The 13240-nt window shown below is 71.8% G+C and carries 9 protein-coding genes; 5 read left to right on the plus strand and 4 right to left on the minus strand.

Translation table 11 applies throughout. The features are described 5' to 3' along the window. Positions 1 to 31: 31 nt before the first annotated feature. Positions 32 to 2551 (minus strand): ABC transporter permease, encoded by a 2520-nt coding sequence (locus AB0A95_RS23445; RefSeq protein ID WP_357557863.1) that lies wholly within the window; start codon positions 2549 to 2551, stop codon positions 32 to 34. Between the two features lie 8 nt (positions 2552 to 2559). After that, a complete protein-coding gene (locus AB0A95_RS23450; protein ID WP_357557865.1) occupies positions 2560 to 3318 on the minus strand; it encodes an ABC transporter ATP-binding protein in 759 nt (252 codons plus the stop codon). 172 nt (positions 3319 to 3490) lie between these two features. Between AB0A95_RS23450 and AB0A95_RS23455 the strand changes: the two genes are divergently transcribed. The 4 genes from AB0A95_RS23455 to sthA all read left to right on the plus strand — a co-directional run bounded on the left by AB0A95_RS23455 (position 3491) and on the right by sthA (position 7887). Beyond that, entirely contained in the window at positions 3491 to 4684 is a 1194-nt protein-coding gene (locus AB0A95_RS23455) for a histidine kinase (RefSeq protein ID WP_357557866.1), read from the plus strand. Further along, positions 4681 to 5319, plus strand: a complete 639-nt coding sequence (locus tag AB0A95_RS23460) for a response regulator transcription factor (protein WP_357557867.1) — start codon at positions 4681 to 4683, stop codon at positions 5317 to 5319. The genes AB0A95_RS23455 and AB0A95_RS23460 overlap by 4 nt, the downstream gene beginning before the upstream one ends. 88 nt (positions 5320 to 5407) lie before the next feature. Next, positions 5408 to 6430, plus strand: coding sequence for a cellulose binding domain-containing protein (locus AB0A95_RS23465; protein WP_357557868.1), 1023 nt, complete (start codon positions 5408 to 5410; stop codon positions 6428 to 6430). 53 nt (positions 6431 to 6483) lie between these two features. Further along, complete coding sequence (gene sthA, locus AB0A95_RS23470) at positions 6484 to 7887, plus strand: Si-specific NAD(P)(+) transhydrogenase (RefSeq protein ID WP_357557869.1); 1404 nt, start codon at positions 6484 to 6486, stop codon at positions 7885 to 7887. A gap of 280 nt (positions 7888 to 8167) precedes the next feature. Here the strand turns inward: sthA and AB0A95_RS23475 are convergent, their stop codons facing one another. Beyond that, positions 8168 to 9502 (minus strand): PHB depolymerase family esterase, encoded by a 1335-nt coding sequence (locus tag AB0A95_RS23475; protein WP_357557871.1) that lies wholly within the window; start codon positions 9500 to 9502, stop codon positions 8168 to 8170. 317 nt (positions 9503 to 9819) lie between these two features. Between AB0A95_RS23475 and manD the strand changes: the two genes are divergently transcribed. After that, positions 9820 to 11028, plus strand: coding sequence for a D-mannonate dehydratase ManD (gene manD / locus AB0A95_RS23480; RefSeq protein WP_357557872.1), 1209 nt, complete (start codon positions 9820 to 9822; stop codon positions 11026 to 11028). A 48-nt stretch (positions 11029 to 11076) separates the two neighbouring features. Here the strand turns inward: manD and AB0A95_RS23485 are convergent, their stop codons facing one another. Beyond that, positions 11077 to 13215, minus strand: coding sequence for an alpha-glucuronidase (locus AB0A95_RS23485; protein WP_357557873.1), 2139 nt, complete (start codon positions 13213 to 13215; stop codon positions 11077 to 11079). Between the last annotated feature and the right edge of the window lie 25 nt (positions 13216 to 13240).

Genomic DNA, 13240 nt, shown 5'->3' on the forward strand with positions numbered 1-13240 from the left:
CGAGGTCCCGGGCGTCGACCCACGGTGCTGCTCAGCCGTCCACCCCCAGCGCCGCCACCGGGCTGACCCGCGACGCCCGACGGGCCGGCAGCACCCCGGCCAGCGCGGTCAGCCCGACCAGCACCACGAACAGCCCGGCCAGCGGCAGCAGCGGCGCGGTCAGTGGCGCCTCGATCCCGAGGGCCCGCACCGCCAACCAGGCGTACGGGATGCCGAGCACCAGGCCGATGGTCGCGCCGATCACCCCGTACAGGCCGGACTCGACTGTCAGCATCGTGCGCAGGCCGGGCCGGGACAGACCGATAGCGCGGAGCAACCCCGACTCGCGTACCCGTTCCACCACCGACAGCGCGGTCGTGGAGCCCACGCCGACGACAGCGATCAGCACGGTCAGGCCGACCAGGCCGACGGCGATCCCGACCAGGGTGCGCACCAACGCGTCGTTGCGGTCCCGTTCGTCGGCGAGCACCGCGAGGCCCACCCCGTCGCTGCCCCCGATCGCCTGTCGCAGGGCCCGCACACCGGCGGTGCGACCGTCCTCACCGGTGTCTGCCGCGTCGGCGAGCAGACCGGTGTACGCGGCCGGCACGCCGATCCGGTCCAGGTCGGCCGGGTCGGCGAGGATGCCCGCGTGCAGCGGCCCGTCACCGGGCAGGACGGCTGCCACCCGCACGTCCACCCTGCCGGTGGCGACGGCGAGCGTGACCGTGTCGCCGGCCCGCAGCCCGCTGTCCCGGGCGACCCAGGCGTTGAGCACGATCCGGCCGGGGCCACGATCGGTCAGGGTGCCCTGGGCCACGTCCAGGTCGCCGGTGCTCGGCAACGCGGCCAGGTCCAGGTCGCTCGTCGGATAACCGGACTCGACGTCGCCGAGCTTCTCCGCGCCGCGCAGCAGCGTGGCGTCGCCGACCATGCGGTACGGCACCACCCTCGCCAACGCGCTGCGCGCCGCCTCGGCCCGGGTCACCACGGCCGGCGGCAGCGTTCCGCCGTTGCCGGTGACCTCGAAGTCGGTCGGTGCCGACAGCGCCATCTCGCGGTCGGCGAGGACCTGGAGCGACGCACCGCCGATCAGCACACCGGAGATCAGGGTCACGCCGAGCGCGACAACGACGGAGACCGCCGCCGCCCGGCGTGGCGTCCCGCCGATCCCGCCGACCGACATCCGCCCGAGCGGCCCGAACTGGCGCAGCGGCCACCCCACCACGGCCAACACCGGACGCACCAGCAGCGGCCCGAGCGCCACCAGCGCGAAGAACGCCAACGCGCCGGACGCGACAAGCAGGAGCAGTGGCCTCGACGGGTCGTAGGAGGTCTGCTCCGGCGTCGGCAGGTGGGTGTACGTCACGGCGGCGGCCAAGGCCGCGCCGACGGCCAGGAGCAGCCCGACGACCAGACGTGGCACGCCGATGCCGCGCCGGCCGGCGGTGGTGCTCGCCGTGCGCAGTGCCTCCAGCGGGGAGACCCGGGCGGCGGAGAGCGCCGGTGCCAGCACGGCCAGCACGGTGATCACGACGGCGCCGATCACCACAGCGACCGCCGCCGCCAGGGGCAGGCCCGGCGAGGAGACCGCCATGCCGGACGCCCGCAGGATGGCCGGCAGGGCGTACCCGAGGGCCAGGGCGCTGGCGACCCCGACGACGCCGGCCACCAACCCGGTCAGGGCGCCCTCGGCGGTCAACGCGCCCACCAGGGTGCCCCGGTTCGCGCCGACCGCCCGCAGCAGCGCGAGCTGCCGCATCCGCTGGGCGAAGACGATGCGGAAGGTCGAGGTGACCACGAGCGCCGCCGCGACGACCGCGATGGAGACGAACATGCCGACCAGGACGAAGAGTTTCCCGACCTCGTCGGCCGCCGCGTTGGCCTCCGCCTGGCGCACCTCGGCGCCGGAGCGGATCGGCTGGCCGGCCACCGCCGCGGTCACCCGTTGCCGGACGACCTCCGTCGACGTGCCGGAGGCGACGCGCACGTCGACGCGCTCCACGGCCGTCAGGCGCGCCCACGCGATCACGGCACTGTCCGGGGCGTACGCGTCGTAGCCGGCATCGGTGCCGGCGTCCACCACGCCGGTCACGGTCAGTGGGGCCGGCGTGGTGAGTTCACCGCCCGTACCGCTGGTGGTGGTGCCGACCGACAGCCCGATCCGCTCGGCGGTACGCGGGGTGATGGCGATCTCGCCGGGCTGGTCCGGGTAGCTGCCCTCGATCACCCGGACCGTGCTCAGCGGGCCGGTGCCCGGATCGGATCGGAGGTTGAGGTACCCATCGCCGATGGAGACGCCGGTCGCGACCCGAGCCGCCGCCTCGGCCACACCGGGCACGGCCCGGATCCGCCGCGCGTCGGTGACTGTGGGTGGCAGGACGTCGGTGCTGCCGATCACCAGGTCGGTGGCGGCCGGGGTGCCGCTCAGGTTGTCCCGCACGGTCCGTTCGGTGATCTGCTGCACCAGCACGGTGCCGAAGACGACGAAGGAGGCGACCAGGATCGCCAGGCCGGTCAGGATCAGCCGGCCCGGCCGCCGGGCGGCGGCGCTCGTCTGGGTCCGCAGCACTGTCGCCCTCATCGGCGGGCCGCCAGGTCCCGCAGCGCGTCGGTGACCGACACCTGGTTGGGCTTGTCGATCTCGCCGGCCACCCGCCCGTCGGCGAGCAGCACCACCCGGTCGGCGTACGCGGCGGCGATCGGGTCGTGGGTGACCATGACGACGGTCTGGCCGAGGTCGCGTACCGAGTCGCGCAGGATGGTGAGCACCTCCGCGCCGGAGCGGGAGTCGAGGTTGCCGGTCGGCTCGTCGGCGAAGACCACCTCGGGTCGCGCCACCAGGGCACGGGCCAACGCGACCCGCTGTTGCTGGCCGCCGGACAGCTCACTGGGCCGGTGGTTCAGACGGTCACCGAGGCCGAGCACCCGCACCAGGTGCGCGAGCAGCTCGGCGTCGGGCTGCCGCCCGGCGAGGTCCAGCGGCAGGGTGATGTTCTGTGCGGCGGTGAGCTGCGGCAGCAGGTTGAAGGACTGGAAGACGAACCCGATCCGTTCCCGGCGTACCCGGGTCAGGGTCCGGTCCGACTGGCCGGTCAGCTCGGTGCCGCCGAGCAGGACGCGGCCGGAGGTGGCGGTGTCGAGACCGGCGAGGCAGTGCATCAGTGTCGACTTGCCGGACCCGGACGAGCCCATGATGGCGGTGAACTCGGCCCGGCCGAAGCCGACCGAGACCCCGTCCAGGGCACGGACGGCGGTGTCGCCGCTGCCGTACACCTTCACCAGGTCGACCGCGGCGACCGCGGCGTGGCTGGTCGCCGGCGGGGCGTGGGTTGTCATTGTTCCTCCAGTGGCTGCGATGTGGCCCGGACAGCCGGTGGCTGCGGTGTGGCCCGGACAGCGTCGCCGCGACCGGCGGGTGGGCGCATCGGCCGGTGGCCGGGTATCGCCGGCACCGGGTCTGCCTTTCGGCCGATCTGCCCGCGCCGCCCGCTGGCTACGCTGGGTCACCATGAGCACGCCGGATCTTCGACATTGGTGGGTACGCCTGGCCCAGGCCGCCGGCCTGCTGGCCCTTGGCCTGCTCGCCCTCTTCGACCTCCGGTTCGGCGCGCCCGGAAGCCTGGCCGGTCTCCTGCTCCTGCTGGTGCGCATGGGGCTGGCGGTGGCGACGGTGCCGCTCTGGCTGCCGGTGCACCGGCTGGGTTCGCGGCTGCTGCCGCTGGCCGCGCTGGGGCTCGCCGTCGTCTCACTGGCCGTGACGGCGGGCGTCCTGCTCCTCTCCAACGGCATCTATCTGTTCAGCGGCAGTTGGGGGCTCGCCGAGTCGGCCGGGCTGATCGGGGTGGTCTTCGTGGTCACCCGCTGGGGCGCGTCGCGGCTCGCCCCGTGGGCGGCGGTGGCGGTCGGGCTGGCCGTCGCCGCGTTGCCACTACGCGCCGGCACCGAGAACCTGCTGGTGATCTTCGGACTGCTCCAGGTGCTCGCCGCGGCCGGCGCCGCCGGGGTGGGGCTCTACCTGCGGATCATGGCCGCCGGCCGGGAGCGGGCAATCGCGCTGGTGCGGGCCGAGCAACGCGCGGAGTTCGCCCGTGACCTGCACGACTTCATCGCCCACCACGTGACGGGCATCGTGGTGCAGGCACAGGGTGCCCGGTTCGTCGCGGAGCAGGACCCGCAGCGGGTGATCGTCGCCCTGGAGCAGATCGAGCGGGCCGGTGCGGAGACGATGGCCTCGATGCGGCGGATGGTCGGGATCCTGCGCAACCCGGACGCCCCGCCGGACGCGCCGCTGGCCCCGCTGGCCGGGGTGACCGAGTTGCCGCCGCTGGTGGCGGGGTTCACCGGCACGGCGAACACGCCGGCACACCTGCACGTCGACGGCGACCTGCACGGACTGCCGGTGGAGGTCTCGACCTCGGCGTACCGGGTGGTGATGGAGGGGCTGACCAACACCCGCCAGCACGCACCGGACGCACGGTCGGTGCACGTGGCCGTGCGGCGTACCCCGGACTGGTTGCTGGTCCGGGTCGCCGACGACGGCGCGTCGCCGCGCACCGCACCGGCCCGGGGGCACGGCTTCGGCCTGATCGGCCTCACCGAACGGGTACGTGCCCTCGGCGGCACGATCACCGCCGGGCCCGGCGTCGCCGGTGGCTGGGTGCTCGACGCGGCGTTCCCGCTGCGTGGGGCGGTGGCCCGGTGATCCGGGTGCTGATCGCCGACGACCAGGCCATGGTCCGGACCGGCTTCGGCATGATCATCGGAGCCCAGTCGGACATGGAGGTGGTCGGCGAGGCCGCCGACGGGGTCCACGCGGTCGAGGTGGCCCGGCGCCTGCGCCCGGACGTGGTGCTGCTGGACATCCGGATGCCCCGCCTCGACGGGCTCGAAGCACTGCGGCTGCTCGCCGGGCCGGGCGTCGCCGACCCGCTGCGGGTGGTCGTGGTGACGACCTTCGACCTCGACGAGTACGTGCACACCGCGCTCGCCAACGGCGCGTGCGGCTTCCTGCTCAAGGACTCCGGCCCGGCGCTGCTGGTGGAGGCGGTCCGCGCGGCCGTGTCCGGCGACGCGCTGATCAGCCCCTCCATCACGGTACGGCTGTTGGAGCACCTCAGCTCGCCCGCACCGGCGCGCGACGACGGCGGGTTGTCACCACGGGAACTCGACGTGGTGAGGCTCGTCGCCCGGGGTCTGACCAACGCCGAGATCGCCGCCGGGCTCTTCATCGCCGTCGGCACTGTCAAGACCCACCTGGCGAGCGTGCAGATGAAGCTCAAGGCCCGCAACCGGGTGGAGATCGCCGCGTGGGCGTGGGAACGCCGCCTCGTCGGCTGAGGGGACAGCGACGCGACCGCGACTGGCCTACCATCGTCATCAGTCGATGACTGGTCCGCTGCGGTCACCCGAAAGCGAGGCGATCATCTTGCGCGATCATCAGTGGCGCGGCGTCCGGTCCAGGGCCGCCGCACTGGCTGCCTGCGCGCTCACGGCGGCCCTGGTGGCGACGGGCGCGACCCCGGCGTACGCCGCCGCCGACACCGAACGCCCCACCGCCCCCGGCCCGATCACTGTCGCCGCCGTCGACACCACCTGGGTCGAGCTGACCTGGGCTGCCTCGACCGACAACGTGGGCGTGGTCCGTTACCCGGTCTCCGCGCAGTTCGAGGACAACGGCGCGATCTACTCGACCGACACCAACAGCATTCGGATCACCGGCCTGCGGCCGTCCCGCACGTACACCTTCTTCGTGTCGGCGCTGGACGCGGCGGGCAACAGTTCGGTGTCCAACCCGACCCTGCGGCTGACCATGCCACCGGGCGACGACCAACCGCCGGGCACGCCGGGTCAACCGGTGGCGTACGACGTCGCCGCCACGCAGGTCTGGCTGCGGTGGACGCACTCGGTGGAGAACGTCGTGCTCGACCGGTACCAGGTGTTCCGGGTCGGTGCCGGCGGCGCTCTCACCCTGGTCCGCGACGTTTCCCAGTACCCGCCCGTCAACAGCACCTCGATCAGCGGGTTGACGCCGAACACCACGTACACCTTCGTGGTGCGGGCCCGCGACGAGGTCGGAAACCTGTCCCCCCTGTCCGCACCGGTCACCGTGACCACCCTGCCGCCACCGCCGAGTTGCGAGGTCCGGTCCGTGGTGCGGCAGTGGTCGGACGGCTTCGTGGCGCACCTCGCCGTCAAGAACACCGGCACCACAGCGATCAACGGGTGGACGATGACGTGGCGGTTCTGGGCCAGCCAGCAGGTCCACGGCATCTGGGGCGCGAAGGTCATCGACCGTCTCAACAGCAGCTACCTGCGGGTGGGCAACACCGGTCGCAACGCGGTGATCCCGCCGGGCGGCACTGTGTCGCTGGGGCTCGTCGCCTCCGGCACGCAACTGCCGCAGGAGATCACGCTCAACGGTGGCCTCTGCGTGGTGGCAGACGAATAACGCTCGGCTCCGGGGTCTGGCGCCAGTCGCGACATCTTGCGACGCTAGCGGTTGTGTATGACTACGACCTGTTGGTGCTGGGCTCCGGACCCAGCGGTCAGAAGGCCGCGATCGCTGCCGCCAAGCTCGGCAGGCGCGTCGGCATCGTCGACCGCCGCGACATGATCGGTGGGGTGTGCATCAACACCGGCACGGTCCCCTCCAAGACGCTGCGTGAGGCCGTCCTCTACCTCACCGGGCTGAGCCAGCGAGACCTCTACGGCAGCAACTACCGGGTCAAGGAAGAGATCACGGTCAGCGACCTGGCCGCCCGGACCCAGCACGTGATCAGCCGGCAGACCGACGTCATCCGCAACCAACTGGCCCGCAACCGGGTTGTGATGATCACCGGCACCGGCCGTTTCGCGGACGCGCACTCGATCTGGGTCGACGGCGGCTCCGGCCGCGAGTCGAAGGTGACCTTCGACAAGATCGTCATCGCCGCGGGCACCCGCCCGGCCCGCCCGGACAGCGTCGACTTCGACGACCGGACGATCGTGGACTCCGACGGCGTCATCAACCTGCAAGCCGTCCCCCGCAGCATGGTCGTGGTCGGCGCCGGGGTGATCGGCATGGAGTACGCCTCGATGTTCGCCGCTCTCGGCACCAAGGTGACAGTGGTGGAACGCCGCGAGCGGATGTTGGATTTCTGCGACGACGAGGTCGTCGAGTCCCTGAAATACCACCTGCGCGACCTGTCCGTGGCGTTCCGCTTCGGCGAGGAGGTCGCCGCCGTGGAGAAGCACCAGACCGCCGCGCTGTGCATCCTCAAGAGCGGCAAGAAGATCGTCGCGGACACTGTCATGTACTCGGCCGGCCGGCAGGGCCAGACCGACGCCCTGGCGCTGGAGGCCGCCGGGTTGGAGGCGGACCGACGCGGCCGGATCACTGTGGACGCCAACTACCGGACCTCGGTGGAGCACATCTACGCGGTCGGCGACGTGATCGGCTTTCCCGCGCTCGCGTCCACCTCGATGGAGCAGGGTCGACTGGCGGCCCAGCACGCCTGTGGCGAACCGATCCGGGAGATGCACGGCCTACAACCGATCGGCATCTACACCATCCCGGAGATCAGCTTCGTCGGGCAGACCGAGGCGCAACTCACCGACACCTCGACTCCGTTCGAGGTCGGCGTCGCGCGTTATCGCGAGCTGGCTCGCGGCCAGATCGTCGGCGACTCGTACGGCATGCTCAAGCTGCTCGTCTCCCCCGAGGACGGCCGGCTGCTCGGGGTGCACGTGTTCGGCACCGCCGCCACCGAGATCGTCCACATCGGGCAGGCGGTGATGGGCTGCGGTGGCACTATCGACTACCTCATCGACGCGGTGTTCAACTACCCGACGCTGGCCGAGGCGTACAAGGTCGCCGCCCTGGACGCGTCCAACAAGATCCGCAACATCACCCGCATCGACGGCTGAGGTCGGAGATCCGCGGGGTGGCGTTCCCCGCCTTCGCGAATCGCGGTTGGTCGGGTGCTGCGCCCAGGTTGCCGACTCGTTCCACTCCGGCTCGGCACCGACGTCGGCCGGGAACGACGAAAACCCTCGTTGCCCCACACCCGGGGCAGCTCTACAGGCGCCCACCGACAGCCGTTCCCCACCCGCGCGGGGCCGGGGTGGAGAACCGGGCCGAGCGGCGAGGTCCGGGGCTTGAGGCCGGTGCGGGGGTGGTGTCCCTCCGCACCGGCCGCTGCTTCTCCTAGCTGGCCGTGCAGGTGAGGCTGAGGCTGCCGGCGGTGCCGTTGCCCTGGAAGCCGAACTCGGTGGACTGCCCGGCGCCGACCTGGCCGTTGTAGGCCACGTTCGTCCAGTTCGTCGTGCCGGTGTTGGCGCTGGGGTTGGCGCTCCACGAGTTGGTGACCGTCGCGCCGGACGGCAGCGGGATCGTCACGGTCCAACCGTTGAGAGCCGACGAGCCGGCCGTCACCCGGACGCTCGCCACGAAACCACCGGTCCACTGGTTCACCGACGCCGTCGCGGTGCAGCCGCCCTCCCCCGGAGGCGGGGTGGTGGGCGGCGGGGTGGTGGGCGGCGGCGTCGTCGGCGGCGGAGTCGTGGGCGGCGGGGTGGTCGGGGGCGGCGTCGTCGGGGGCGGCGTGGTGGGCGGCGGGGTGGTGGTGCCGTCCAGGCCGAAGAAGCGGATGACCTGCGCGGCGTCGACCGGCAGGTTGTGCGTGACACCCTGCATGCTGATCGCCTCGACCGGCGCCATCGGGCCGCTGCTGCCGTACCGGGTGCGGGTGTGGCCGGACTGCGGCGAGTCGGTGTAGGTCGGGGTCTGGCTCAACCCGTGCACGTTGGTCCACTGCTTGACCTGCTCACCGAAGTTCGGGTAGCGCAGCGTCTCGTCGTTGGTGCCGTGCCAGATCTGCATGCGGGGCCGCTGGCCGGTGTAGCCGGGGTACGCCCCACGGACCAGGTCGCCCCACTGCTGCGGGGTCTTGATGAGCTGCCCGTTCGCGCACTGGCTGTTCCACTCGGAGCTGCCTCCGGTGGCGAAGCAGCCGAACGGCACCCCGGCGAACGAGGCGCCCGCCGCGAACACGTCCGGGTAGTCACCAAGCATGACGTTCGTCATCATCGCGCCGGACGAGGTGCCGGTGGCGAAGATCCGCGCCGGGTCGGCCGCGTAGCGCTGCCGCACGTAGTCGACCATCGACATGAGCCCGACCGGGTCGCTGCCCCCGCCACGGCGCAGGGCCTGCGGTGAGGCCACGTCCCAGCACTTGCTGCTGCGGGTCACCGACGGGTAGATCACGATGAACCCGTACCGGTCCGCGAGGGACGCGTACTGGGTGCCGGAGTGGAACGCCGGGCCCGACCCGGTGCAGTAGTGCAGGGCGAGCAGGATCGCCGGTCGGGTGGCCACCCGGTCCGGGACGTACAGGTGCATCTGGAGGTTTGTGGGGTTGGTGCCGAAGCCGGTCACCTGCGTCAGCGTCGCCGCCGACGCCGGGGTGGCGAACGTCAACGCGGCGGCGGCCAGCGTCAGGGCCGCCAGGGCGGCGCCGAGCATCCTTGTCTTGAGTGTCATCGATCGCGATCCCTCGGGAGATAGGCGCGTGGAAGAGGACTGAAGTCGAGGACTGCCCTTCGCCCGACCCTGACCCGGCTCGCGTGACGAAGTCAGCTTCGATCGAACCATCTCGATTGTCAATACTTCCGGAAACCTTTCGTGGCAACGGATTCCGGGCTCACCTGCACACCCAGTGACCGCCAACGACCCAGCCACCGGCGGCGGGTCGGGGGCTATTATCGGGATGTTCTCGAAACGTGTCGGGCATCCACATCCCTCGCGCGACCCCCCTGCGAGCGTCCGGCGGACGACGCCGTGGGCACGAAGGAGGAGCAGTGAAGATTGTTGATGTCAGGGTCATCCTGACGTGTCCGGGCCGCAATTTCGTCACTCTCAAAATCGTCACCGACGAGGGGGTGACCGGCGTCGGGGACGCCACCCTCAACGGCCGGGAGCTGGCCGTCGCGTCGTACCTGCGTGACCACGTGGCGCCCCTGCTGATCGGGCGGGATCCGGCCCGCATCGAGGACACCTGGCAGTACCTGTACCAGGGGGCGTACTGGCGGCGCGGCCCGGTCACGATGAGCGCCATCGCCGCCGTGGACACGGCCCTGTGGGACATCAAGGGCAAGGTCGCCGGGCTGCCCGTCTACCAGCTGCTCGGTGGCCGGTCCCGCGAGGGCGTCACCGTGTACGGCCACGCCAACGGCGAGACCGTCGAGGAGGTGCTGGTGGAGGTCGCCCGCTACGTCGATCTCGGCTACCGGGCGGTCCGGGTGCAGTGCGGGGTGCCGGGCCTGCCCAAGACGTACGGAGTCAGCACCGACAAGTTCTTCTACGAGCCGGCAGACGCCGCGTTGCCCAGCGAGGCGACCTGGTCCACCCCACGTTATCTGGCGCACGTGCCGAAGGTGTTCGCCCAGGTACGCGACGAGTTCGGCCCGACCCTGCGGCTGCTGCACGACGTGCACCACCGGCTCACCCCGATCGAGGCGGCCCGGCTCGGCCGCAGCCTGGAGCCCTTCGCGCTGACCTGGATGGAAGATCCGGTCCCCGCTGACCTCCAGGAGGGCTTCCGGCTGATCCGGCAGCACACCACCACCCCGATCGCCGTCGGTGAGGTGTTCAACAGCGTCTTCGACGCCGCCCAGCTCATCCGGGAGCAGCTCATCGACTACATCCGGGCCACAGTGGTGCACGCCGGTGGGATCACCCACCTGCGCCGCATCTTCGACCTCGCGGCGTTGCACCACGTTCGCAGTGGATCACACGGCGCCACCGACCTGTCCCCCGTCTGCATGGCCGCAGCGCTCCAGCTCGACATCTCCATTCCCAACTTCGGCCTTCAGGAATACATGCGGCACACCGAACAGACCGACGAGGTGTTCCCGCACGGCTACCACTTCGCCGACGGCTACCTGCACCCCGCCGAGACGCCCGGTCTCGGGGTGGACATCGACGAGGAGGCGGCGGCCCGCTACCCGTACTCGCCGGCGTACCTGCCGGTGAACCGGCTGGAGGACGGCACCGTGCACCCCTGGTGACCGGGGTGCGCAACCGGCCGGCCCGCGCGGGCCGGCCGGACGGCCGGCTCAGTAGATGCGCCGCCCGTGCTCGTCCGGCACCCCGGACTTGCGGTAGAAGTAGGTGTTGACCTGGTCGCGCCACTCGGTGGCGGAGCGCACCTGCTCGTCGAGGCGTTCGGCCACCCGCTCGTACACGGCCGGGTCGATCATGCCGTTCAGCGTCTGCCACCGCCGGCGCATCGCCGTCACCTCCTCGACACCCGCGAAGTGCGTGTCGTAGATGTGCTGGATGACCGTCGACCCGCTGTGCAGGACGTGCTGGTACGGCACATGGTGGAAGAAGAGCAGCAACTCGTCGGGGCAGCTCTCCGGCGACTCGTACACCTCGGCCCAGTACGGCGGGTACTGGCCGGCGAAGCCGGTGCCCGAGGCGCGGCTGCGGTCCACGCCCACGCCGTCGCGGTCGGCGAAGTGGTAGGTGCCCCACCGCGAGTACTCGTACCCGTCGACGCCGGGGCCGTAGTGGCCGTCAGGGTTGACCATGAAGCCGACGCCCAGCGGGGCGGTGTACCGCTCGTAGGTGCGCCAGGAGTCGTCCATGATCTCGTGCAGTGTCCGCCGCACCAACTCCGGCTCGGCGGTCGCCGACGGCGGGAAGGTCAGCGTCATCCACTCGTCGAGGACCGTCGTCGGGTCCGACCGGGGGTCCCAGGCGAGCCGGCCGAACGCGTACAGGTTGGCCTGCGCCAACGGATGCCCGGTCCAGAAGAGGTCGTCGCCCACGTTGGCGACGGCGACCAGCCCACCGCCCGCCGCCGACTCTCCCGTGACCACGTCGGCGATCGTCCGGCCACCCGGCCCCCAGGGCGCGAAGCTCAGCACCTCACTCCACCACGGGCCGAGGTGGCAGACGTGCCGCTGTTGGCCCGTGTACTCCTGGGTGACCTGCAACTCCACCGCCAGCCGGGTCGCCGGCATCGCCGCGAGCACCGGTGAGACCGGCTCGCGCGTCTGGAAGTCCACCGGACCGTGCTTCACCTGTACGACGACGTTGGTGCGGAACCGCCCGTCGAGCGGGGCGAAGTGGTCGTACGCGGCGCGGGCCCGGTCGGTGGACCGGTCCCGCCAGTCCTGGTGGTGGTTGTAGACGAACGCCCGCCAGTGCACCACTCCCCCGTGCGGGGCGAGGGCCTCGGCGAGCAGGTTAGCCCCGTCGGCGTGGTCGCGCCCGTAGGTGAACGGGCCGGGTTGCCCCTCCGAGTCGGCCTTGACCACATAGCCGCCGAAGTCCGGGATGCGCTCGTACACCCGCCGGGTGGTCGCGGCCCACCAGGCCCGCACGCTCTCGTCGAGGGGGTCGGCGGTCGGCAGGCCACCCAGGACCACAGGTGCGGCGAAGCTGACCGACAGGTGCACCCGGATGCCGTACGGGCGCAGCACGTCGGCGATCTCGGCCACGTCGCCGATCCGCTCGGTGAGCAGCAGCGCCTCGGTACGGGCCACGTTGACGTTGTTCACCGAGATGGCGTTGACGCCGCTGGCGGCCAACAGTCGCCCGTACTCCCGGATCCGGGCCAGGTCGCCGCGCGGGCGGCCGTCCTGCCAGAAGATCGAGCCGCCGGCGTATCCCCGTTCGACCTGGCCCATCACCGGGTGCACCGCCACGTTGTCCCAGTGGTTGAGCATCCGGCGGCGCAGCGCGGGCCGGTGTCGCTCCGGCGGGCGGGCCGGGTCGAAGGCCGCCGCGCAGAGCCGGACCACGTGGAAGAGCCCGTACAGCAGCCCGGCCGGCGCGTCGGCGAGCACCACTGTGACCTGGTCGTCACGGGCCAGCAGGAACCCCTCGTCGCCGAGCGTCCCGCCGTCGCCGATCTCGACGAGTGCCGCCTCCGCCGCCGACCGGGCCGCCTCCACCGCCGGGCTGGGCAACTCGCTCGCGCCCCGCAGGACGAGCACCAGGTCGACGTCGACGTCCCAGGAGGGGGAATGCCACACCCGCCCGCCGTAGCGCGCGCAGGCCCGCGACACCTCGTCGAGGACGGTGTCGACGAGCAACCCGTCACCGTGGACGAGCACGCGCCGTGCGCCGAGGGCCCGGAACGCCTCCGGTGGCAGCCAGGCCGCGTGCACGCGCGGCTCGTCACCCTCCAACGGCTCGTCGACGAACATCAGTTGCTCCAACTCCACCGACTCTTCGGCGTTCACCGATCCTCCTTCAGCACGACGACGC

It is taken from the genome of Micromonospora sp. NPDC049230, assembly GCF_040647875.1.
GTDB lineage: Bacteria > Actinomycetota > Actinomycetes > Mycobacteriales > Micromonosporaceae > Micromonospora.

Excerpts from the sequence above, each read along its gene's own strand:
- AB0A95_RS23450 (WP_357557865.1), bottom strand. The coding sequence starts at position 3,318 with ATGACAACCCACGCCCCGCCGGCGACCAGCCACGCCGCGGTCGCCGCG.
- AB0A95_RS23455 (WP_357557866.1), top strand. The coding sequence starts at position 3,491 with ATGAGCACGCCGGATCTTCGACATTGGTGGGTACGCCTGGCCCAGGCC.
- AB0A95_RS23475 (WP_357557871.1), bottom strand. The coding sequence starts at position 9,502 with ATGACACTCAAGACAAGGATGCTCGGCGCCGCCCTGGCGGCCCTGACG.